The 22007-nt window shown below is 73.4% G+C and carries 18 protein-coding genes; 7 read left to right on the top strand and 11 right to left on the bottom strand.

Going from position 1 to position 22007, the window contains the following annotated elements:
• Positions 1-55: 55 nt before the first annotated feature.
• The 3 genes from D7193_RS22745 to D7193_RS22735 form a co-directional block, all read right to left on the bottom strand.
• Positions 56-2116, bottom strand: a complete 2061-nt coding sequence (locus D7193_RS22745; protein WP_120781578.1) for an amylo-alpha-1,6-glucosidase — start codon at positions 2114-2116, stop codon at positions 56-58.
• Positions 2113-2490 carry an SCP2 sterol-binding domain-containing protein gene (locus tag D7193_RS22740; RefSeq protein WP_120781577.1) on the bottom strand — a complete coding sequence of 126 codons (378 nt, stop codon included), beginning with the start codon at positions 2488-2490 and terminating at the stop codon, positions 2113-2115. Before D7193_RS22740 ends, D7193_RS22745 begins: the two co-directional genes overlap by 4 nt.
• 107 nt (positions 2491-2597) lie before the next feature.
• A complete protein-coding gene (locus tag D7193_RS22735) occupies positions 2598-3107 on the bottom strand; it encodes an isochorismatase family protein (protein WP_241563306.1) in 510 nt (169 codons plus the stop codon).
• Positions 3108-3247: 140 nt separating this feature from the next.
• Between D7193_RS22735 and D7193_RS22730 the strand changes: the two genes are divergently transcribed.
• Together D7193_RS22730 and fxsT are read left to right on the top strand one after the other, a co-directional pair.
• A complete protein-coding gene (locus D7193_RS22730; protein WP_120781575.1) occupies positions 3248-4483 on the top strand; it encodes a TIR-like protein FxsC in 1236 nt (411 codons plus the stop codon).
• A 12-nt stretch (positions 4484-4495) separates the two neighbouring features.
• Positions 4496-8407, top strand: coding sequence for an FxSxx-COOH system tetratricopeptide repeat protein (gene fxsT / locus D7193_RS22725; protein ID WP_120781574.1), 3912 nt, complete (start codon positions 4496-4498; stop codon positions 8405-8407).
• A gap of 34 nt (positions 8408-8441) precedes the next feature.
• Here the strand turns inward: fxsT and D7193_RS33285 are convergent, their stop codons facing one another.
• Genes D7193_RS33285 through fxsA form a run of 3 tightly spaced genes read right to left on the bottom strand, consistent with a single transcriptional unit; the run spans position 8442 to position 11655 of the window.
• Positions 8442-10205 (bottom strand): aKG-HExxH-type peptide beta-hydroxylase, encoded by a 1764-nt coding sequence (locus tag D7193_RS33285; protein ID WP_158674840.1) that lies wholly within the window; start codon positions 10203-10205, stop codon positions 8442-8444.
• The gene (locus D7193_RS22715) at positions 10202-11464 is read right to left on the bottom strand and encodes an FxsB family cyclophane-forming radical SAM/SPASM peptide maturase (RefSeq protein WP_120781573.1); all 1263 of its coding nucleotides are present in this window, start codon (positions 11462-11464) and stop codon (positions 10202-10204) included. Before D7193_RS22715 ends, D7193_RS33285 begins: the two co-directional genes overlap by 4 nt.
• A gap of 2 nt (positions 11465-11466) precedes the next feature.
• Positions 11467-11655 (bottom strand): FxSxx-COOH cyclophane-containing RiPP peptide, encoded by a 189-nt coding sequence (fxsA, locus tag D7193_RS22710; protein ID WP_120781572.1) that lies wholly within the window; start codon positions 11653-11655, stop codon positions 11467-11469.
• A 188-nt stretch (positions 11656-11843) separates the two neighbouring features.
• Between fxsA and D7193_RS22705 the strand changes: the two genes are divergently transcribed.
• From D7193_RS22705 to D7193_RS22695, 3 genes are all read left to right on the top strand, one after another.
• Entirely contained in the window at positions 11844-12188 is a 345-nt protein-coding gene (locus D7193_RS22705; protein ID WP_120781571.1) for a YciI family protein, read from the top strand.
• Between the two features lie 2 nt (positions 12189-12190).
• Positions 12191-13429: an RNA polymerase sigma factor gene (locus D7193_RS22700; RefSeq protein ID WP_120781570.1), complete on the top strand. Its 1239-nt coding sequence runs from the start codon at positions 12191-12193 to the stop codon at positions 13427-13429.
• A 111-nt stretch (positions 13430-13540) separates the two neighbouring features.
• Positions 13541-14674 (top strand): carboxylate-amine ligase, encoded by a 1134-nt coding sequence (locus D7193_RS22695; RefSeq protein WP_120781569.1) that lies wholly within the window; start codon positions 13541-13543, stop codon positions 14672-14674.
• Positions 14675-14733: 59 nt separating this feature from the next.
• Here the strand turns inward: D7193_RS22695 and D7193_RS22690 are convergent, their stop codons facing one another.
• Both D7193_RS22690 and D7193_RS22685 read right to left on the bottom strand, forming a co-directional pair.
• Entirely contained in the window at positions 14734-16518 is a 1785-nt protein-coding gene (locus D7193_RS22690; protein ID WP_120781568.1) for an N-acetylglutaminylglutamine amidotransferase, read from the bottom strand.
• A gap of 156 nt (positions 16519-16674) precedes the next feature.
• A complete protein-coding gene (locus D7193_RS22685; RefSeq protein WP_241563304.1) occupies positions 16675-17097 on the bottom strand; it encodes a MarR family winged helix-turn-helix transcriptional regulator in 423 nt (140 codons plus the stop codon).
• 100 nt (positions 17098-17197) lie between these two features.
• Here D7193_RS22685 and D7193_RS22680 point away from each other — a divergent pair, with 100 nt between their 5' ends.
• Positions 17198-18976 carry an ABC transporter ATP-binding protein gene (locus D7193_RS22680; protein WP_377456365.1) on the top strand — a complete coding sequence of 593 codons (1779 nt, stop codon included), beginning with the start codon at positions 17198-17200 and terminating at the stop codon, positions 18974-18976.
• Positions 18977-19074: 98 nt separating this feature from the next.
• Here the strand turns inward: D7193_RS22680 and D7193_RS22675 are convergent, their stop codons facing one another.
• A complete protein-coding gene (locus tag D7193_RS22675) occupies positions 19075-19638 on the bottom strand; it encodes an NADPH-dependent FMN reductase (RefSeq protein ID WP_120782149.1) in 564 nt (187 codons plus the stop codon).
• Positions 19639-19776: 138 nt separating this feature from the next.
• Between D7193_RS22675 and D7193_RS22670 the strand changes: the two genes are divergently transcribed.
• Positions 19777-20241 carry a MarR family winged helix-turn-helix transcriptional regulator gene (locus D7193_RS22670; protein ID WP_120781566.1) on the top strand — a complete coding sequence of 155 codons (465 nt, stop codon included), beginning with the start codon at positions 19777-19779 and terminating at the stop codon, positions 20239-20241.
• A 275-nt stretch (positions 20242-20516) separates the two neighbouring features.
• Here the strand turns inward: D7193_RS22670 and D7193_RS22665 are convergent, their stop codons facing one another.
• Positions 20517-21254, bottom strand: coding sequence for a Crp/Fnr family transcriptional regulator (locus D7193_RS22665; RefSeq protein ID WP_120781565.1), 738 nt, complete (start codon positions 21252-21254; stop codon positions 20517-20519).
• 113 nt (positions 21255-21367) lie between these two features.
• Entirely contained in the window at positions 21368-21901 is a 534-nt protein-coding gene (locus D7193_RS22660) for a Pycsar system effector family protein (protein ID WP_147434434.1), read from the bottom strand.
• Positions 21902-22007 lie beyond the last annotated feature (106 nt).

Below are 22007 nucleotides of genomic sequence, written 5' to 3'. Positions count from 1 at the left end.
CGTCCGGGACACCGCCACATCGGCGATCTGGTGTGGACCATGCCGGTCGATCGGGTCAGCGTGACGCGCTGGCGCGTTGGCCGTGCGCGTTGCCGATGGCGTCGCGCCGACCCCACCGGCCGGGGATGTCCAGCAGCTCGATCCGGCCGAACCGGGCCGGCAACGACGGCATGATCACCAGGTTGTCCCCCAACGGCTGCAGGCCGAGCAGGACGCGCAGCAGCAGGAACGGCGCCGCGGTGGTCACCGCGTGGGGGCTGTTCGCGGTGGGATAGCTGACCGGAAAGCGGGTGACGTCGCGGTCGTAGCCGGCGAACGACTCCGGGAGCCGGCCGTCGAAGTAGTGCGCGGCGTCGAGCATCGCCTCGGCGAGTATGCCGGCCTCGCGGGCGTAGCCGTAGCGGCGCAGGCCCCAGGCGATGAGGGAGTTGTCGAACGGCCAGACGGTGCCCACGTGGTAACCGAGCGGGTTGTAGCGGCCCTCGCCCTTGGCCAGCGTGCGTACGCCCCAGCCGGAGAACAGCCGCGGGCCGAGCAGGTGGGCGACGATCCGGTCGGCGCGTGACTCGTCGACGATGCCGCTCCACAGCAGGTGGCCGATGTTCGAGCTCAGCGCGTCGACCTGCCGCCCGTCGGCCTCCAGGGCCAGCGCGAAGTACTCGCCGTCGTCTATCCAGAAGTCCCGGTTGAAGCGCTGTCTGAGGGCCGCGGCCTCCCGTTCGAGGCGGTCGGCGTAGGCGGGGTCGTTCCAGAACTCGCGGGCCAGGCGGGCCCCGCGGACCTTCGCGTCGTACGCGTAGCCCTGCAGCTCGCAGGTGGCACGGGGCAGCCCGGGCAGCGTGCCGTCGCGGTAGGAGATGGCGTCCGGAGAGTCCTTCCAGCCCTGGTTGACCAGGCCGGACGCTCCGTTGCGGCTCCGGTACCACAGGTAGCCGTCGCCCATGATGTCGCCGTACTCGTCGATCCACGCCAGCGCCGCCCGGGTCTGCTCCTCGAGCTCGGTCACCAGCGCTGCGTCACCCGTCCACCGCTCGTACTCGTCGAGCAGGATCACGAAGAGCGGAGTGGTGTCGGCGCTGCCGTAGTACGGCGACTCCGGCCGTTCCTCGAACGCGCTCAGCTCGCCGTACCGGAACTGTCGCAGGATCTTGCCCGGCTCCTCGTCCCGGAAGTCGTCGAGGTTGGCGCCCTGGCCGATGCCGAGCACCCGCAGGGTGGCGTGGGCGAGTTCCGGGGCGACGTGCAGCGCCTGGAGGCTGCACAGCAGGCTGTCCCGCCCGGTGACGGTCGCCGCCCACGGCAGACCGGCCGCGGGCATCGGGTCGTCCGGCAGGGCCAGCGGGGCGAACCGCAGCCCCGCGAGGTCGACAAGGCTCCGCCGGTAGGTGATCGCCAGCGCCTCCCAGTCGCACGTCAGCTGCGGCGCCCTGGCCAGCCACCGGTCCAGCTCGACGCGGAGCTGCCCGGCGGTGCGCGTGCGGTGGGGACTGATGTGCTCCCGTACGTCCTCGCCGTCCGGGCGGAGCACCAGCCCGTCGACCCGCAGCGTCGTCATCCACCGCTGGTGCGGCCCGATCCGGATGTCGTACGTGAGGCCGTACTCGTCGATCCGGGCCGGTTCGCTCGTCGCGATGACGGTCTCGCGCCGGAACTTCTCCCGGCGGTAGCCGAGCCGCAGGCGGCCCTCCTCCACACGCCGGTAGATCTGTCCCGGCCGCTCCATCGGTTTGGCGATGATCGAGTACACCGGGGAGAAGTCGCTGTCGGCGGCCAGCCGGACCGTGAAGTCGACCTCCCGGTCGGCGTGGTTGAGCACCGTCAACCGTTCCTCGAAGCCCGTGCCGGCGATGCACCGTTCGCGGATGACCGACACGGTGGCGTCGACGTAGTGGGTGGGCTTGCCCGGGACCAGGAAGAAGCGCATCTCGAAGTGGTGCGGGTCGTCGACCGCGAGCGCGTTCAGCCGCTCGCCGTTGACCGTGAGGCGCCACTGCGACAGGAACCGGGTGTCCATCTCGAAGAACCCGCACGCGCCGCGCGGTCCGGCGTCGATGTCGCCGTTGCCGTCGCTCAGCACGAAGTTGTTGCCGTCCAGGATCCGTACCAGCTCGTTCATGCCGGCTCCGCCGGGCCGGGGGTCAGCGACCGGGGATGCCGCGCGCCGACGGGTGGGGGGAAGAGCCGCCTGAGCAGGACGATGTACCGGAACTCGCCCTCGGTGGTGATGTCGTTGCGCAGCCAGGCCGACATCGGCGTGGCCTCACCACGCGCCAGCCGGCGGAAGAACGCGTCGTCGGTGCGCACGACGGTGTCGGCGTCCCGGTTCTCCCGCGACACCCGGATCTCGCCGTCGGTGATCGTGACCAGCCAGTGGTGGACGCCGTGGTCGCCCACCAGGTCGAACCGTATGGTGCCGCTGGTCCGTTTCTCGAGGCGTCCGCGACCGGAGCGGCCGAGGTCGTCGAAGAATCGCGCGATCGCGTCGGACATGCACCACCTCCTGCACCGGCCCCTGTGGCAGCATCCCCCGCAGGGGCGTGGTGGGGCATCACCCGGTCCGGGTGAAAAGCCGCCGCCGGGCCGTGCCGCAGTGGCGGCTACCGGCGCACCGCGTCGGCGTCCGGGTAGTCGTCGGTGACCCGTACGGCGCCGAAGCGCGGGAAGATTCGCTCGACGGTGAAGTCGTGCTCGTCGGCGGCGAAGGCCGACATCGCGTCGGCCACGAACTCCAGCTCGTACCCGTGGTCGCTGGCCGCCCGCGCGGTCGACTCGACGCCCATCGTGGTGACCAGCCCGGCGATCACCACGGTGTCGACCCCGCGCCGGCGCAACTGGTCGTGCAGGTCGGTCCCGTGGAACGCGCCCACCGTGCGCTTGACCACCACCACGTCACCGGCTTCGACCAGCCCGTCGGCGAAGTCGCTGCCGGGCGGCTGCTCGGCTACGCCGGGCCGCTCCACCCGCACCTGGACGACGGGCGCGCCGGCGGCCCGGAAGACGGCGGCGAGCCGCCGGCAACGGTCGAGGACCTCGGCGCCGCGGTGCGGGGCGAGGTCCAGGTCGATGATGCGGGGCATCAGGTCGATGAGGACGAGAGCGCGGGTCACACCATGATCGTAGTGAGTGCCGCGAGCGTCGGGCATACGACTGCTCGTGCGGTCCGGGCGATGATCGCGAGGCCGTGTCGCCGGCATCGACGGTCCTATACTGGGCGTGCCGGTCGGGGAATCCGTGAGCGGAGGCGGGCGTGCCACTCTTCTTCCTGAGCTACGCCCACGAGGACAACCGCAACGGTCAGGTTCAGGAGTTCTTCGGCGACCTCAGCGAGGCGGTGGCGGGGCTCGCCGGGGTCGGCTGGCACGAGGCCGGTTTCATCGACGGGCAGATGCTGCTGGGCACCACGTGGTCCCACGAGCTGGCCGACGCGCTCGCCACCAGCGCCTGCCTGATCGCGCTCACCTCGCCCCGCTACGTGGTCAGCGACTACTGTGGACGCGAGTTCCGGGTCTTCGCCGACCGGATCGACGAGCACGAACGGCAGTTCCAGGTGCGCCCGCCGGCGCTGGTGCCGGTCCGGTGGATCCCCTGCGACCGGGTGCCGGCCGCGGTCGGTCAGTTCCAGTACCGCAACTTCCCGACCGGCTCCGTCTACGCGCAGGACGGCCTGCTCACGCTCAAACAGCGCCGCCGCCACCACGACGAGTACCAGGACTTCGTCGACGCGCTCGCCAAACACATCGTCCACACCGCCCGGACGCCCCTGCACCGGCCGGCCGAACGCCCGGTGCTCACGAAGGTGACCAGCGCGTTCGGCGAGCCCGCGGTGACCCGCGCGGACGCGGGGCCGTCCGCGGGCGCCCGGGCGTCGCGGGCGACCAGCGCCCGGCACGTCTACTTCGTGCTCGCCGCCGGCAGCTCCGCCGAACTTGGCGGCAGCCGGCCCGGCGCCGAGGACCGGTACGGCGCGGTCGTCAGCGACTGGCGCCCGTACCAGCCGGAGCTCCCCGTGCCGATCGGCAGCTGGGCCGGCGCCATCGCCACCACCAAGAGCTACGGCTGGACGGTGGAGGACGCGGTCGACCTCGCTGCGGTGCGGGAGTGGGCCGGCGCGCACAACCAGATCGTCGTGCTGGTGGTCGACGTCTGGTCGGCCGACCTGCCGCGCTACCGGCTCAGCCTGGTCAGCTACGACCGCGACGTCGAGGCGTACGCCCCGGTGCTCGTGCCCTGGACGGCCGCCGACGGCGCCGCGGCCGGCGGGGACCGGCGGATGTGGGAGACGCTCGCCCGCGTGCTGCCGCACCACGTGGTGCGCAACGACCGTGACGTGTGGCGTCCGGAGATCCCGACGTCCACCCGGTTCCAGGAGGAGCTGGAGGACGTGCTCGTGGTGGCGCAGGGCCGCATCTCCCGCACGGGGACGGTCTATCAGGGGCCGGCCTCCGACGGCCCGGGGCAACGCCCGATCCTCGAAGGTCCCTAGGGGAGGCAGGCCATGGCGGGTTCCGAGGCGGCACGCGGGCAGATCGTCACGTTCTACTCGTACAAGGGCGGCACCGGGCGCACGATGGCGCTCGCGAACGTGGCCTGGATCCTCGCCAGCCAGGGTCTCCAGGTGCTGGTGGTGGACTGGGACCTGGAGTCGCCGGGCCTGCACCGCTACTTCCACCCGTTCCTGCGGGACAAGGAGCTGCGGGCCACCCCCGGCGTCATCGAGATGATCTGGGACTACTCGATCGCCACCCTCCAGCGCACCCGGGACGAGGACTCCCAGGAGCTGCTCGCCGGCCACGCCAAGATCCAACGCCGGGCCGTGTCGCTGCACTGGGACTTCCCCCACGGCGGGGTCATCGACTTCGTGGCCGCCGGCCAGCAGGACGCGGCGTACTCGCGGCTGGTCAGCACGTTCGACTGGGCGAACTTCTACGAACGGCAGGGCGGCGCCGCCTTCATCGACGCGGTCCGCGCCCAGATGCGGGCCGAGTACGACGTCGTCCTCGTCGACAGCCGCACCGGCCTGAGCGACGTCGCCGGCATCTGCACCGTGCAACTGCCCGACGTGGTGGTCAACTGCTTCACGATGTCCACCCAGAGCATCCGCGGGGCGGCGGCCGTGGCCCGCTCCATCCGCGCCCAGCGCCCGGACGACCCGCCGCTCGTGGTGCCGGTGCCCATGCGGGTGGAGGACGCCGAGCTGCGCAAGCTGGAGACCGGCCGGGACCTGGTCCGGGCCGAGTTCGCCCCGTTCCTCGACCACCTCTCCGAGGCGGCATCCACCCGCTACTGGAACACCATCGAGGTGCCCTACCGCACCTTCTACGCGTACGAGGAGATCCTCGCCGCCTTCGGCGACCGTCCCGAGCAGGCCGGGACGCTGCTCGCCGCGTACGAGCAGCTCACCTCCGTCATCACCGGCGGGCGGGTCACCCGGCTGGAGCCGATGGCGGAGGAGGACCGGCGGCGCTCGCTGGTCGAGTTCGAACGGTCCCGCCTGTCCGCCGAACAGACGGTGCTCGTCGCGTACGCCGCCGTGGACCGGCTCTGGGCGGAGTGGATCGGCGACCAGCTGGAGGAGGCCGGGCTGCGGGTCGACCGCCGCGCCGTGGACGTCCCGCTCGGCACCGGCGGCCGCGCCGAGTTCGACCGGGCCGTCACCGCCGCGAGCCGGGTGCTCGTGGTCCTCACCCGGCACTTCGCCCTCACCCCGCTCGCCGCCGACACCTGGAAGCTCGCCGCCAGCCGCGACCAGATCACCGGCGGCGGCGTGCTCGTGCCGCTGCGGGTGGACGAGTCCCGCCTCACCGTGCCCTACAGCGACCGCCTCGCGGTCGACGTCACCGACGTGGACCCGTCCACGGCCCGGGCCCGCCTGCTGGAGGCGGCCGGCGCGCCGGCCGCCGCCGGCGGCGGCCGCGCCGTCGGGCGCTTCCCCGGACCGTTCCCCACGGTCTGGAACGTCCGCCAGCACGGCACCCCGTTCGTCGGCCGCGCGGCCCAGCTGGAGGCGCTGCGGGACCGGCTCACCGCGTCGCCCGACGCGGGCATGCAGGTGGTCCACGGCCTGGGTGGGGTCGGCAAGACTCAGCTCGCCGCCGAGTACGCGCTGCGGTTCGCCCGCGACTACGACCTGGTCTGGTGGATCCCGGCGGACAACGAGGAACGCATCCGGGGCAGCCTCGCCGACCTGGCCGAGGCGATGGGTCTGGGCGCGGGCGGCGCGGGCGAGGCGGTCCGCCGCGTGCTCGACGTGCTGCGGCGCAGCGGCCCTGATCGGCGCTGGCTCATCGTGCTCGACAACGCCGACGAGCCCACGCGCGCCACCCAGGCGCTGATACCGCAGGGTCCGGGGCACGTGCTGCTCACCACCCGCGACCAGAGCTGGGCCGAGTACGCCACCGCCACCGAGCTGACCGTCTTCGACCGGGCCGAGAGCGTCCAGCTGCTGCGCGACCGGGTCCGCGGCCTCACCGACGCCGAGGCCGCCCAGGTGGCCGAGAAACTCGGCGACCTGCCCCTCGCCGTCGAGCAGGGCGCCGCGTACCTGCGAGCCACCGCGCTGCCGGTCGAGCGGTACCTCGCCTCGCTGGACACCCCCGGCCTGCTGCGCATCCTCGAGGGTCGGCAGTCGGCCGGCTACTCGAAGGCGCTGGCGGCCACCTGGCTGGTCACCCTCGGCCAGCTGCGCCGGGAGAAGCCGGCCGCCGCGCGCCTTCTCGAACTCTGCTCGTTCTACGCCCCCGAGCCGATCCCGGTCACCATGCTCACCGGCGAGCGGTTCGCGGCCTTCATGACGCCGTTCGACCCGACGCTCACCGACCCCATCCTCCAGGGCCTGGTCACCGCCGAGCTGGGCCGCTACGGCCTGGCGCAGGTGGACGCGGAGAACAACACCGTGCGGATCCACCGCCTCGTCCAACTGGTGATCCAGGACCAGCTCGACGACCCGGAGGACACCCGCCGCCAGGCGCAGCTGCTGCTCGCCGCGGCCAGCCCCCGTGACCCCGACAAGCCGGCGAACTGGGCCCGCTACGCGGAGCTGTGGCCGCACGTACGCCCCTCCGGCCTGCACCGCTCGACCGCCGACGAGGCGCGGCAGCTGGTCGTGGACACCGTCCGCTACCTCTACCGGCGCGGCGACTACGAGACCAGCCGGTCGCTCGCCGAGGACGCGCTGGCCCACTGGCGGGACACCGACGAGGACGACCCGACCACGCTGCGGATGCGCTTCCACCTGGCCAACGTGCTGCGCGCCCAGACCCACTTCGACCTCGCGTACGCCATCGACCAGGACGTCTACGAGCGGCAGCGGCGGATCTTCGGCGAGGAGCACCTCTACACCGTGATGACCGCCCGCAGCCTCGGCGCCGACCTGCGCGCCCAGGGCCGCTTCCACGAGGCGGAGGAACGCGACCGCCGCACGCTGGAGCTGAGCATCCGCACGTTCGGCGAGGACAGCGGCCGCACCCTCACCGCGGAGAACAACCTGGCCGTGTCGCTGCGACTGGTCGGCGACTTCCGCGGCGCGGCCCAGCTCGACCAGCACATCCACGAGCGGCGCCGGGACCGGTTCGGCGAGGAGGACCCGTCGACGCTCGCCTCCGCCAGCAACTACGGGCGCGGGCTGCGGGACACCGGCGAGCTGTGGCGCTCACACACCGTCCTGCACCGCACGTACGCCGCCCAGCAGAAGGTGGTCGGGCCCGACCACCCGGAGACGCTGCGGACGGCCAAGGAGCTGGCGCTCACGCTGCGCCAGCTGGGCCGGTTCCCCGACGCGCACCGGCTGCTCGAACGCACCGTGGTCCGCTACCAGCGCACGCTGGGCGGGGAGCACCCCGACACCCTCTCGGCGGAGATGGCCCTCGCCACGACCTGGTCGGCGGTGGGCGACAACGACACCGCAGTGCGCATGGCCCGCCGGCTCCGCGACGGCTACCGGGAGGTGCTGGGCGAGACGCACGCCATCACCCTGGCCTGCCTGAACAACCTCGGCGTCCTGCTCCGCAAGCAGCGCGACCACGTACCCGCCCGGGAACTCGCCGAGCAGGTCCGCGACCAGTTGCTGGCGACCCTCGGCGAGCGGCACCCGCACACCCTGCTCGCCACGCTCAACCTCGCCAACGACCTGTCCGCCCTCGGTGAACGCGACGCGGCGCTGCTGCTCGACACGACGGCGTACGTGGAGCTGACCCGGGTGCTGGGCGCCGAGCACCCGGACACCCTCGCCGCCTCGGTCAACCTGGCGCTGAGCCGGATGGCCAGCGAGAGCGAGGCGGACGCCGGCCGCGCCCTCTACGACGAGGCGTTCGGCGCCCTCGTGCAGCTGTTCGGCGGCGACAATCCGCGGGTCGTGCAGGCGCGGCAGCGGGAACGCGCCAACGCGTACATCGAGCCGGCCCTGCTGTGACCGGTCGCGCTCGGCGGAGCCCTGCCCCGGCCGGTCAGGTCATCGGGTCCGCGTCCGGGGCTTCGGCCAGCCAGGCGGCCACCGCGAGCGGATCGGCGCCGGCGAGCGCCCGGCAGAGCGCCCGCGCGAGGTCTGCGCGGCCCGTCAACGCCCCGGTCACGGCCGGCCGGCCGGTCCGGCGGGCGGCCAGGGCCAGCCCCACCCAGGCGTCGGTGTCGTCCGGGTCGGTGGCCAGTCGACGCCGGTAGCCGGCCAGCGCCCGTGCCGGATCACCCGCCGCGTACGCCAGGTCGTCCCGGTCCGGCCCGGACGGTCCCTCGCCGGCGTGCGGCTGGCCGCCGCGTCGCGGCGTCGTGCGCACCAGGCGGTCCCGTACCGCCGCCTCCGGGCCACGGTCGCCGGGAAGCGCCGGCCGGGCCGGGGCCGCCGCGACCGCCGCCGCCGGCTCACCCGCCGGCCGGGAGCGGCCCCGCCGCCACGCGCGGGCCAGCCGGTCCACCTCGTCGGGGTCCGGGCTCAGGTTGGCCAGCGCCCAGCGCACCGTGCCGCCGTCGGCCACGTCCCGCACGGCCGCCTCCACCCGCCCGTCCACCGGGGAGTCCGCCGGGTCCCGCCAGCGCCGCACGGTGGCGGCCATGCCCGCCACGAAGGCGCGTCCGGCAGCGGTCAGCTCGGGACTGCCGGCCAGCTGGACGACCGCCCGGTGCGTCTGCTCCCGCCAGTACGCGTACTCGAACTCGGCGGCCAGGCCCTCCCGCCGCCGGCAACGCCACACCTCGGCCACCCCGAGATGGGCGTACGCGCCCTGGAGCAGCGCGCCGACCGGCCGCGGGTCGAGCCGCCACGGCGCCCGGTAGCGGGCCGGCCCGCCGTCGCCGTGCAACGGCAGCAGGTCGAGCAGGGCACCGAGCTTGGTGTGCTGGAGTTCGTGCACCAGCAGCAGCGCCAGCGTCGGCGCGTCGGCCGGTACGGAGAGCGCGATGGCGCCCAGCGCGTCGCGGCTCGTGGCGCTCACCGGGTTGCCCGACACCGGCGCTCGCAGCGGCACCAGCGAGTGCAGCAGCACCCGCAGGCCGTCGGCGTGCGCCGGCAGGCGCGCGACGATCCACTCCCACGCCTGCGCGGTCAGCCACACCAGCCGCCCGGCGGTCGCCTCGTCGAGACGGGGGGCGGGCGGCCGGTGGTAGCGGTGCCGCCACGGGTCCTGGTCGTCGACGACCACCTCCCGCGTCCCGCCGGGCGTCGTGAGGGTGAGCGACCGCGCCGCCAGCCACCCGTGGCCGTCCGCAGTGGACGCGACGCCGTCCGCCGCCGGCACGGCCGCGCCGACTGCTGCCGACGGGTGACCCGCGGCGACCGAGATCGCCCCGGCGGCGGCGCGGACGGTCACGGCGCCGCCGGCCAGCCCGGAGGCGCCGCCGATCGTGGGCAGCACCAGGACGCCGTCCGGGCAGGGCAGCGTCAGTTCGAACGCCAGCCCGGCCCGGGTGGCCGCCGCCGCGGCGAGCGCCGCGAGGTAGCCGGTGTCCACGTGGCCGCCGAGGGCGGCCCGCGCCCATCCGGTGACCGGCGGGTGGGCGAGCACGCGCGCCACCGCGGCCGGGTCGGCCCGCTCGGCGTCGGTGAGCAGGGCCAGGCTCCGCCGTACCAGCGGATCGGTGCCCGCGGACCGGGCGGCGGCGACGGTCAGGAGCCGCCGCCGGCCCGACTGCCCGGCGTACAGCACGCCGAGCGCGGCCGGGTCGCCGTGCCCGCCGGCCAGCGAGGCCAGCGCGGCGGGGGAGAGGGGAGCGTTCACCGCTCCCCGGACCCGGTGGCCCGGCGGCGCAGCGCGTCGACGTCGGCGGCCACCACGGCCTGCACGTGCCGGACCAGCCGGAACAGGTCCGGGCAGTAGACCGACGGTTGGCGGAAACCGTGGCCGGCGCGCCAGCGGTGCGCGTACAGTCCACCGCCGCAGGCGCTGACCACCGGGCAGGCCCGGCAGGCGGGGGCGAGCGCGGCGGGGCCGGTCGGGCGCCCGGCCAGCGACGGGTGGCGCAGCGCCTCGTCGAGGGAGTGCCGGAACACGTCGTACCCGGTGCGCGTCGACTCCTCGCCCGTGATCTTCAGCGTGTCGGTGCCCTCGATGGTGCCGTCGGTCTCCACGGTCATGACGTCCGTCGCGCCGCCGCCGAGCGCCTGGGTGCGGCTGCGGCCGCCCAGCACCAGCGCGATCAGCGACTCGAACAGCCGGATCCCGGTGCGCCGCGGGGTCTGCCCGTACCACCGGTCGAAGACGGCCACCAACCAGTCCCCGTACGGGGTGTCGGTGCCGCCGGGACGCCGGCCGGGCGGCGGGTGCGACCAGTTGCCGTGCGGGAGCAGCAGGTCGAGGCGGGGCGGGGCGAACTCCAGGAGGCTGTCGTAGACCCGGACCGGGTCGTTGGCCAGGTCCACCGTGCAGAGCAGGCCGGCGTAGCGGGGGCGGTGCTCGGGACGGCCCAGCAACCGCAGCGCCCGGGCCACCTCGTCGTGGCTGCCCCGTCCGTCCGGGTGGCGGCGGTGCCGGTCGTTGGCCTCCCGGTCACCGTCGAGGCTCACCCCGACGTCGACGCGCTGCTCGTGGAAGAGCCTGAGGAACCGCTCGTCCAGCAGCACCCCGTTGGTCTGCACCGCCACGTCCAGCGTCGTGCCGGCGGGCATCGCGGCGCGCAGCGTCCGCACCGTACGGTCGATCGCCGCCACACCGGCGAGCAGCGGCTCCCCGCCGTGCAGCACCACCCGGATCCGTTCGGTGCGGTGCCGCGCCACGTGCGCGGCCAGCCGGTCGGCGACCTTCGCCACGGTGGCGGGCCCCATGACCCGGGGTCGCTGCCGCCACCCCTGGTCGGCGTGCCGGTAGACGTAGCAGTGGTCGCACGCGAGGTTGCAGCGGCCGTGCACCTTCAACACGAGCTGGCGTACCCGGGGCGCGGGCGCCTGCGCGGGGGCGGGGGGCCCGGCGGCCCCGGCCGGTGCGGTGCGCGGCCGGACAGGCTCGGGCCGGGCGGCCGACGGCGGAGCGCCGGCGGGCATGGTCAGAAACTCGACTCGAAGGCCGACAGGTCGCCCGGTCCGCCCGGGTCGTCGGTGGCGAGGGTGCCCAGCACGTGGGCGAGCACGCCGTCGCCGGCACCGGCCAGCAGGTCCGCCAGCGGTACGTCGCCGAGCTGCACCAGAGCGGCGCCGGGGCTCGCCGGCGCGGGCGGCTGGTCGTGGTCAGCCACCGTGGACCGTCCCGCGGTCGGAGATCCGCACGTGCGTCACCGCTGCGCTCACTCCGCCTTTCTACACCATCGTCGTGAGCCAGCCGGCGCGGCCGGAAACAAAGTGCCCCGGCCTGTCGATTCCAGCCGCCGGCGTTCGTGTGGAGGATGAGAGCCCGGCGAGGGACCGGCGCCCGCGAGGAGGACCGATGGCCCAGTACCTGCTCAGCATCTATCAGCCCACCGGCGAGGGGCTGCCCGAGCCCGAGTTCCTGGACCGGGTGATGCGCGACCTCGGCGCGATCCGGCGGGAGCTGGAGGCCGCCGGGTCGTGGGTCTTCGGCCAGGGCCTGCACGCACCGGACACGGCCACGGTGCTGCGCCCGGACCACGGTGAGGTGCTCGTCACCGACGGGCCGTTCGTCGAGGGCAAGGAGTACCTCGGCGGGTTCACCATCGTCGACGTGCCGGACCTGGACGCGGCGCTGGAGTGGGGCCGGCGGTACGCGCTGGCCACCACCCTGCCCATCGAGGTGCGCCCGTTCCAGGGCTGACGATGGCCGACCGTGAGCCGGCCGACGTGGCCGGCGTCTTCCGTGCCGAGTACGGCCGTGCGGTCGCCGTCCTGACCCGGCTCCTCGGCGACATCGACCTCGCCGAGGAGGCGGTGCAGGACGCGTTCACCGTGGCCGTACGGCGGTGGCCGGAGACCGGCCCGCCGCCCAGCCCGGCCGGCTGGATCATCACGACCGCCCGCAACCGGGCCATAGACCGGCTGCGCCGGGAGGCGTCCCGGGCCGACCGGCACGCCCAGGCGGCCCAGCTGTACGCCCCGGACGCGTCCCCCGAGGAGGGACCGGTGCAGGACGACCGGCTACGCCTGATGTTCACCTGTTGCCACCCCGCGCTCGCACCGGCGGCCCGGGTGGCCCTGACCCTGCGGCTGCTCGGCGGGCTGAGCACCGCCGAGATCGCCCGCGCGTTCCTCGTGCCCGAGCCGACCATGGCGCAGCGGCTCGTCCGCGCCAAGGCCAAGATCCGCGCGGCCCGGATCCCGTACCGGGTGCCCCGCGACGCCGACCTGCCCGAGCGGCTGCACGGCGTGCTCGCCGTGTTGTATCTGATCTTCACCGAGGGGCACACGGCCAGCTCGGGGGAGCGGCTGGTCCGCGACGACCTGTGCGCGGAGGCGATCCGCCTGGCCCGGCTGCTGGCCGCGTTGATGCCGGACGAGCCCGAGGCCGTGGGCCTGCTCGCGCTGATGCTGCTCACCGAGTCCCGGCGCGGCGCGCGCACCACCGCCGGCGGGGACCTGGTGCCGCTGCCCGAGCAGGACCGTGCCCAGTGGGACCGGGCGCTGATCGCCGAGGGCCACGCACTCGTGCGTCGCTGCCTGCGGCGTGACCGGCCCGGGCCGTACCAGATCCAGGCCGCGATCGCCGCGGTGCACGCCGACGCCGCGCACGTCGCGGACACCGACTGGGGACAGATCCTCCAGCTGTACGACCAGCTGATGGCGGTCGCCCCGGGGCCGGTGGTGGCGCTGCACCGGGCCGTGGCGCTGGCCGAGGTGGCCGGCCCGGCCGCGGCGCTGTCCGCCGTGGAGCCGCTGGACCTGGCCGGGTACCACGTCTTCCACGCGGTCCGGGCCGACCTGCTGGCCCGGCTCGGGCGGCGGGACGAGGCGGCCGCCGCGTACCGGCACGCGGCCGCCGGGACCCGGAACGCCGCCGAGCGGGCGTTCCTCACCGCCCGGGCCGATGGCCTGGGGTCGGGAGGCCCGCCGCGGGCATGATCCCGGCCCGGCCCGAGCGTGGCGGCGTTTGCCGGTGCGGGCGGAGGGAACGCCGCATGCGCCGGCAGCGCGGCGCCCGGCGCGCCGCCCGACGAAACGGACGCCGAACGCATGACGTACCGACCGACGGTCGCCACCGCGGTCCCCGACCTCACGACGCTGACGCTCGGCGTCGAGGAGGAGTACCTGCTGCTCGACCCGGAGACCGGGGAGAACCTGCCGGTCGCCCAGCGGGTGCTCACGGCGCTGCGCGGGCCGGCGCGCGACCAGAGCCGGCAGGAGTTCCGGCACAGCATGGTCGAGATGGTCACCCCGGTCACCGGGGACCTCGCCGACCTGCGCGCGCACCTGGTGGACCTGCGCCGCTCGGCGGCGGAGGCGGCCGCGGCGGCGGGGGCCCGGCTCGTCGCGGTCGGCGCCACGCCGATGCACGAGCCGCACCGGACCGTGCCGGACAAACCGCGCTACCACGCCATGTCCCGGCGGTACGGGCCGGTGGCGCACGATCCGGCGGTCTGCGGCTGCCACGTGCACGTCGGGGTGCCGGACCGCGAACTCGCCGTGCAGGTCTGCAACCACCTGCGCCCGTGGCTGCCGGTGGTGCACGCCATCGCCACGAACTCGCCGTTGCACGACGGACACGACACCGGGCACGCGAGCTGGCGGTCGATGCAGCTCGAACGCTGGCCGAGCCTCGGGCCCACCCCGTACTTCGCGTCGGCCGCCGACTATGACCGGACCGTCGAGGAACTGATCGACGCCGGCGTCATGCTCGACTCCGCGATGGTCTACTGGTACGCCCGGCCGTCGGCCAGCTACCCGACGGTGGAGATCCGGGTGGGTGACGTGTGCCCCACGGTGGACGACGCGGTGGTCATCGCCGCGCTGCTGCGGGCCCTGGTCGCCACGGTGGTCGACGAGGCGCGGGCCGCTGTGCCCGCCCCGCCGATCCGCGACTGCCTGGTCTCCGCCGCCCACTGGCGGGCGGCCCACGACGGCCTGGACGGTGAGCTGATCGACCTGCGCCGGGGCGGCGCCCGCCCGGCCTGGGCGCTCATCGACGAGCTGTTCGCGACCGTCACGCCGGCGCTGGTCCGGCACGGCGACCTGGCGTACGTCGTGGACCAGCTGGCCCGGCTGCGCCGGGAGGGCACCGGGGCGACCCGGCAACGGCGTGTCCTCGACCGCACCGGCGACCTCCGCGCCGTCCTCGACCACCTGACCGCCTGGACCATCGCCGTCTGACGGCTGTCCGGGATGGTCGCTCCCCGCAGGGCGCGCCGCTTCTTCCGGCCCACCGCGGCTCAGGTCACGCCGTGCGACTGGAGCCACAGCTCCAGCAGTCCGAGCTGCCACAGCTTGTTGCTGCCCGCCGCGGCCTCGGCCCGGTCGGGTTCGGCGAGCAGCGTCGCCACGTACTCGGTACGGAACAGGCCGCGCTCGCGGGCGGCGGGCGCCTGCAGCGCCTCGGCGACCAGCTCGCGCACCGGGCCGTCCACGTTGCGCAACGCCGGCACCGGGAAGTACCCCTTCGGCCGGTCGATCACCTCCGCGGGCAGCACCTCCCGGGCCACCGCCTTGAGCACCCCCTTGCCGCCCTCGGCCAGCTTGTGCTCGGGCGGGCAGTGCGCGGCCAGGGTGACCAGGTCCTGGTCGAGGAACGGCGTCCGCACCTCCAGCCCCCAGGCCATGCTCATGCTGTCGACGCGCTTGACCGGGTCGTCGGGAAGCATCAGGTGGGTGTCCAACCGCAGCACGGCGTCCAGCGCGGTCTGCGCCCCGGGCGCCGCCAGGTGCTCGTCGAGCAGGTCACGGCTCGCGTCGTGGTCCAGCGCGTACGCCGGGCCCACCACCCGGTTCAGCTCGGCGTGGTCCCGGTCGAAGAACGCGCCGGCGAACTCCTCGGCGGCACCCTCCCGTGGCACGTCGGCCATCGGCCGGTGGTAGCCGTACCCGGCGAACACCTCGTCCGCGCCCTGCCCGGACTGTGCCACCTTGACGTGCCGGGCGACCTGCTCGGAGAGCAGGTGGAACGCGACCACGTCGTGGCTGCCCATCGGCTCGGTCATGGCGAGCACGGTCCGGCGTACGGCCGGCACCAGGTCCTCGTCGGTGAGCCGGATGCGGACGTGGTCGGTGTCGAACGTCCGCGCCACCAGATCCGAGTAGTGGAACTCGTCGCCGGACTCCTCGCCCCGGCTGTCGAAGCCGATGCTGAACGTCCGCAGGTGCTGCTGGCCGGCCTCGGCGAGGAGCGCCACGATGAGGCTGGAGTCGAGGCCGCCGGAGAGCAGCACGCCGACCGGGACGTCGGCGACGAGCCGACGGCGTACGGCGGTGCGCAGCGCGTCCCCGACGGCGGCCTGCCAGTCGCGGGCGCCCATGCCGGCGTCGGCGGGTTCGCGGACGTAGTCCGGCCGCCAGTACACCTCGTCGCGGCTGCGCCCGTCGGCCTCCACGATCCGCAGCGTGGCCGGCGGAAGCTTGCGGACACCCCGCAGGACGGTCCGGGGCGCCGGCACGATCGAGTGCCAGGACAGATAGTGGTGCAGCGCCACGGGGTCGATGTCCGTGTCCACGTCCCCGGCCCGCAGCAGGGCCGGCAGGCTGGAGGCGAACCGTAGCCGGCCGGCGGTCTCGGCGAGGTAGAGCGGCTTGATGCCGAGGCGGTCGCGGGCCAGCACGAGCCGCCGCCGGGCCCGGTCCACCAGCCCGATCGCGAACATCCCGACGAGGTGGTCGACGAACCGTTCACCCCAGTGGGCGTACGCCACCAGGATCACCTCGGTGTCGCTGGTGGAGTGGAAGGCGTAGCCGGCGTTGTGCAGTTCCTCGCGCAGCTCGGGGTAGTTGTAGACGCAGCCGTTGAAGACCAGGGCGAGCCCCAGGTCCTCCCGGACCATGGGCTGGGCGCCGGCGTCCGAGAGGTCGATGATGGTCAGCCGGCGGTGCCCGAGGGTCACCCAGCCGTCGTTCCACAACCCCTCGCCGTCGGGGCCGCGCGAGCGCAGCGCCTCGGTCATCCGGGTCACGGCCTCGGCGTCGGGGCGCGACCCGTCGAACCGGGCCTCCCCGGCGATGCCGCACATCAGCGCCGACCCTCGGTCCCACGGCTTCGCAGGCGTGCCATGCGCCCCTCCCGTCACCGCGAACCGGTCCCGTCCATCGGACGGGCTCGGCTACCCGGCCGGGCCGCCACCAAACGCGGCAACCGGGCACGGTCCGTACGGCACGGGTCGCGCCGGTCAACCGCGCAGCGTACGCAGGATGCGGCCGAGTTCCGCCCGGTCCTGTGGGTCGAGGTCGGCGAAGAACCGGTCCGCCTCGGCCTGCCGCGCGGCCCGGATGGACGTGCCCGTGCGGACACCCTCGTCGGTGAGGGCCACCAGGGTGGCCCGCCGGTCGTGGGGGTCGGGCCGGCGCTCGACCAGCCCGCGCCGCTGCAGGTCGTCGACCACCTCGGTGGCCGACCGCGGAGCGATGCGCAGGTGCTCGGCGAGGGCGCCGGGGCGCAGGACGCCGTGCCGGGCCAGGACGCCCAGCGCTCGCGCCTGGCTCGGTGTCACGTCCCAGGGCGCCAGGGCCTCCCGGGTGCGGTGCCGCAGTCGGTGCGCCACCCGCCAGAACGCCTCGGCCAGGGTCTCGTCGTCGCCGTCCGGCTCGATCACGCGGAATACGGTAGCAGCATATATGGTTGTTCCCTCATGATGAGGTAACCTCAGCAAAGTTTCCCCCCGACGGAAGGCACCCCTTTTGGATCACACCCCCATCGGCCGCGACCGCGGCCCCCGTACCGTCAGCCCCGCCGAGAAGGAGCAGGCCCGGCAGGTGTCGCTGCGGCGCATCGCCGGCCTCTTCCGCCCCCACCGGGCCTCCCTGACCGTGGTCACCGCGATCATCGTGGCGTCGTCGGTCATCGCGATGGCCTCGCCGTTCCTGCTGCGCCACGTGATCGACGAGGCCCTGCCGGAGCGCGACCTCACGCTGCTGGTCTGGCTCGTCCTGGGCATGGTCGCCGTGGCGGCGGTCACCGCCGTACTCGGCGTCGTGCAGACCTGGATCTCTAGCCGCGTCGGCCAGGAGGTGATGCACCGGCTGCGCACCGACGTCTTCAGCCACCTCCAGCGCCAGTCGCTGGGGTTCTTCACCCGCACCCGCACCGGCGAGGTGCAGTCCCGCATCACCAACGACATCGGCGGGATGCAGTCGGTGGTCACCTCCACCGCCACCGCCGTGGCGTCCAACCTCACCACCGTGGTCGCCACCGCGGTGGCCATGGTCGCGCTCTCCTGGCGGCTCTCGCTCGTCTCCCTGCTCATCCTCCCGCCGGCCATCTGGCTGACCCGCCGGGTCGCCCGGCTGCGCCGGGAGGTCACCGCGCAGCGCCAGCGCGAGCTCGCCGACCTCAACGTCACCATCGAGGAGGGCCTGTCGGTCAGCGGCATCCAGCTCGCCAAGACGCTCGGCACCAGCGGCGCGTTGATCGACCGGTTCACCGCCTCCTCGACCCGCCTGGTCGACCTGGAGCTGCGCAGCGAGCTCGCGGGCCGCTGGCGGATGGCCTCGATGAGCATCCTCTTCGCCGCCATCCCGGCGGTCATCTACCTCAGCGCCGGCCTGCCCGGCGCCGCCGGCACGCTCAGCATCGGCACCCTCGTGGCCTTCACCACGCTCCAGAACAGCCTGTTCCGCCCGCTCATGGGGCTGCTCAACGTGGGCGTGTCGTTGACCTCGTCGCTGGCGCTCTTCGCCCGGATCTTCGAGTACCTCGACCTGCCGATCGAGGTCGCCGACCCGGCCGACCCCGTACGCGTCGACCCGCGGCACGTCCGCGGCCACCTGCGCCTGGAGGAGGTCACCTTCAGCTACCCGGGCAGCGACACGGCCGCCGTCGCCGGGGTCACCCTCGACGTGCCGGCCGGCACCGGCCTGGCGCTCGTCGGCGAGACCGGCTCCGGCAAGAGCACCCTCGCCGCGCTGGTCAGCCGCCTGCACGACCCGACCAGCGGCCGGGTCACGATCGACGGGATCGACCTGCGCGAGCTCAGCCTCGCCGACCTGGCCGGGATCGTCGGCGTGGTGAGCCAGGAGACCTACCTGTTGCACACCACCGTGCGGGAGAACCTGCGCTACGCCCGGCCGGACGCCACCGACGCCGAGATCGAGGCCGCGGCCCGCGCTGCCCAGATCCACGACCTGATCGCGGGCCTGCCCGACGGGTACGACACCGTCGTCGGCTCGCGCGGCCACCGTTTCTCCGGCGGCGAGAAGCAGCGGTTGGCCATCGCCCGCACCCTGCTGCGCGATCCACGCGTGCTGGTCCTCGATGAGGCGACCAGCGCTCTGGACACCGAGACCGAACGGGCCGTGCAGCGGGCCTTCGACGAGCTGTCGCGGGGGCGTACCACCATCACGATCGCCCACCGCCTCTCCACGGTGCGCGACGCCGACCAGATCGCGGTGCTCGACCACGGCCGGATCGTGGAGTGCGGCACCCACGAGAGCCTGCTCGACCGCGACGGCCGGTACGCGGCGCTGGCCGCGTGAGCGGCGCCGCGTGCACGGTGGTGACCGCGTGAGCGGCGCCGCTTATACGGCGGTGGCCGCGGGGATCGCCCGCGGCCACCGTCAGGAGGTGCGCCTGCTCACTTCTGGCGCAGGTGCGCCAGCGCGGTGCTCCAGGCCACGACCTGGTCGAGCATGGTGTGGAGCGCGGGCTCGTGGGCCGCGGCGTTCGGCTTGAAGACGCTGTAGTTCTCGAAGTCGCTGTGCAGCGACAGCGTCACCTGGGTCCGCACGTCGGCCATCATGAGCTCGCCGGAGATCAGGCGCAGCTGCTCGACGGCGCGGGCGCCGCCGACCGAGCCGTAGCTCACGAAGCCGACGGCCTTGTTGTTCCACTCGGCGAAGAGGAAGTCGATGGCGTTCTTGAGGGCGCCCGAGGTCGAGTGGTTGTACTCGGGGGTGACCATCACGAAACCGTCGTACGAGGCGATGGTCTCGGCCCAGCGCTTGGTGTGCGGCTGGCTGTACTGCCCCATCGACGGCGGGATCGCCTCGTCGAGGTGCGGCAGCGGGTGGTCGAGCAGGTCGATGAGCTCGAACTCCGCGTCGGAGCGCTGCTTGGCGAGCTCGAGGACCCAGCGGGCGACGGCCTCGCCGTTGCGCCCCGGCCGGGTGCTACCGAGGATGATGCCGATCCTGGTCATGCGTGTGGTGCCCTTCCAGAGGTCTTGCGGGACGACCACACGCTAGACAGTGTTTGCTTCGTCAAGCAAATATCGCCGCTATGGTTGCCGTCACATCGCGCCCGGCCATTGCTCGAGCAAGCAATTACTCTGGATGACATGTCCGGCACTCCGGCGGAAGCCCTGCGGCCCCTCGACCCCGACGAGGAGTCGCTGGTCCGTGCGCTGGGACGGGTGATGTACGTCCTGCCCCGGGCGATCGACGCCGACATGGCGGGGGAGCGGAAGCTGCCGCTCACCGAGTACACGGCCCTCATGCACCTCTCCGAGGCCCCCGACCGGCGGATGCGGATGAGCGACCTCGCGACCGCCTGCCACCTCTCGCTGAGCGGAATGACCCGCACCATCGTCCGGCTCGAGACGCAGGGCCTCGTGAAGCGGGTCCGCTGCGAGGAGGACGCCCGCGGGTGGAACGCCGTCCTCACCGACGAGGGCTTCGCCAGCCTGGAGGCGTCCTGGCCGAGCCACCTGGCCGCCGTACGCCGCCGGTTCCTCGACCACTTCCAGGGAATGGACCTGGCCGCCCTAGCTCGAGCCTTCGAGCGAGCCGGCACAACCGACTGAACACGGGGCCGTCCCCGCCCTCTCCCGTCGATCATGCAGTTGTGGTGCCCGGAGCGCGGGGGTTCACCCCCTATGCCTCCCACCACAAGTGCATGATCGACGGGCCGGGGGGCTTCGTCCTCGTCGCTGTGGTGAGGCGGCCCGCTGGCTGTGGGCCTCGAAGATCCATGCAACAGCAGGGAAGTAGCGGCCTCCGCGGTGAGCGGAGGGGACTACTTCCCTGAAGTTGTGCCCGATCGATGAACTGCAGCGCCACGCCGACCCGTCGGGGGCGATCAGTGGACACCGGGCGCCCACTGGTGGTTGCCGCTAGGCATACGGGCGAAACGTCGAAGAGTGGGCATGTCGTGGACCACGATGTGCCGGTATCCGGTTCGAAGTACGTCTGCCTCGCGGAGTTCACGGAGTGCCTTCTCCACGGTCGGCTCCGCCGCGGCGCACAGCGAGGCCAATTCCTGCTGCGTGAGTGTCACACCGACCGAGCGTCCAGTCTCGACCGGTTGCCCATGCGCGATGGCCAACTCGACCAGGATCCGCGCCACGCGGACCTTGGCGGGATACGACGTGAAGTCGAGCCGGCGCCGATTTGCCCAGCGGAAGCGAGCCGCAGTCGCGCGGGCCAGGGCAAGGGCTGCGCCCGGACGACGATTGAGGAACGGATACCAGTCGCGCCTGTATATGACGCTGACCGAACCGGTACTGCAACTGGTGACCGTCGCGCTTCGGAGCGTGCCGTTGAGCGCCGAGATCTCGCCGACCACGTCCCCCGACACTCGAATCGCCATCAGGGCCTGTCGCCCGTCCGCCACGCTCACGGTGACCTTCACCACCGCCTCTCGCAGGAGAACCATGTGGTCACCGGGTTCGCCCTCGCGCAGGATGTGGTCTCCGGGTCTGACGGGGATGGTCGTTCCCAGATCCAGGAAGTCGGCTCTGACCTCGGGTTCCAGGCAACTGAGCAGTGTTCCTGCGGGCCAGCGCCGATCTGTCAGGCGGAGAGGTTGGCTTCCCATCACGTTTCCCCGTTCGTCATGGTTGTTCCACCCAGGGCAAATGATTGCCGCTCCCGGTGCGGTGCATTGTTTCCGACGGCGGCCTGCGACAGAAGGTGCCGCGAGGAGCCTCGTCACTTGACGAGCACGGCAAGGGCGAGCCAGGCGGCGGTGCAGAGTGTCGCGGCGAACGTCCACGGCATCGTCGCCTTCACGCGCTGGTGCTTCTCGAACGCGATCCCCGCAAGGACGGCCACCAAGGTCCATGCCTCCGACCGCTCGCTGCGCCGGTCATAGTCGGCGCTGGCGATTCCCCTGCGATTCCTTGCCCGGAACCCGAACCTGTTAGGCGGCGTGGGCCCGAAAGTCCGCGGTCGAAAGCCCAGCGACAGGTGGTGGGCGGACACGACCACAGTGAGCACGAAGAGCGCGGCGATGCAGAGTGTCGCCAGATCCACGGCCGACGTCCAGTTGACCGAGAGCCGAGTGGCTGGCGCTGCGTTGACCACGAGCGCAACCATCGCGCCGTGAAGGCCTGCCAGGCGGGCGATCTTCGTGTCGGCATGCTGGATCGAGTCTTGGTGCAGACGCACGGTCGCCAAGGCTGTGTCCACACCCTCTCCGGTCAGCGGTACGTCTGCGGGTCGATGCGGCAGCCACGTTGTCATGAATTCAGTGAAGGGGCTCCTACGACATCGCAGGCCGTCGAAATACGAGATTGCGGCTTCCCGACCGGACCGGGAATCCAGTACCGGACAACCCGTACTTCGATGG

The sequence above is a fragment of the Micromonospora costi genome (assembly GCF_003626655.1).
Lineage (GTDB): Bacteria > Actinomycetota > Actinomycetes > Mycobacteriales > Micromonosporaceae > Micromonospora > Micromonospora costi.
Note: the sequence above shows the minus strand (reverse complement) of the source record. Positions and strands in the feature narration are given on the sequence as shown.

Excerpts from the sequence above, each read along its gene's own strand:
- D7193_RS22745 (WP_120781578.1), bottom strand. The coding sequence starts at position 2,116 with ATGAACGAGCTGGTACGGATCCTGGACGGCAACAACTTCGTGCTGAGC.
- D7193_RS22740 (WP_120781577.1), bottom strand. The coding sequence starts at position 2,490 with ATGTCCGACGCGATCGCGCGATTCTTCGACGACCTCGGCCGCTCCGGT.
- fxsT (WP_120781574.1), top strand. The coding sequence starts at position 4,496 with ATGGCGGGTTCCGAGGCGGCACGCGGGCAGATCGTCACGTTCTACTCG.
- D7193_RS22715 (WP_120781573.1), bottom strand. The coding sequence starts at position 11,464 with ATGCCCGCCGGCGCTCCGCCGTCGGCCGCCCGGCCCGAGCCTGTCCGG.
- D7193_RS22705 (WP_120781571.1), top strand. The coding sequence starts at position 11,844 with ATGGCCCAGTACCTGCTCAGCATCTATCAGCCCACCGGCGAGGGGCTG.
- D7193_RS22700 (WP_120781570.1), top strand. The coding sequence starts at position 12,191 with ATGGCCGACCGTGAGCCGGCCGACGTGGCCGGCGTCTTCCGTGCCGAG.
- D7193_RS22695 (WP_120781569.1), top strand. The coding sequence starts at position 13,541 with ATGACGTACCGACCGACGGTCGCCACCGCGGTCCCCGACCTCACGACG.
- D7193_RS22690 (WP_120781568.1), bottom strand. The coding sequence starts at position 16,518 with ATGTGCGGCATCGCCGGGGAGGCCCGGTTCGACGGGTCGCGCCCCGAC.
- D7193_RS22675 (WP_120782149.1), bottom strand. The coding sequence starts at position 19,638 with ATGACCAGGATCGGCATCATCCTCGGTAGCACCCGGCCGGGGCGCAAC.
- D7193_RS22670 (WP_120781566.1), top strand. The coding sequence starts at position 19,777 with ATGTCCGGCACTCCGGCGGAAGCCCTGCGGCCCCTCGACCCCGACGAG.
- D7193_RS22665 (WP_120781565.1), bottom strand. The coding sequence starts at position 21,254 with ATGGGAAGCCAACCTCTCCGCCTGACAGATCGGCGCTGGCCCGCAGGA.
- D7193_RS22660 (WP_147434434.1), bottom strand. The coding sequence starts at position 21,901 with ATGACAACGTGGCTGCCGCATCGACCCGCAGACGTACCGCTGACCGGA.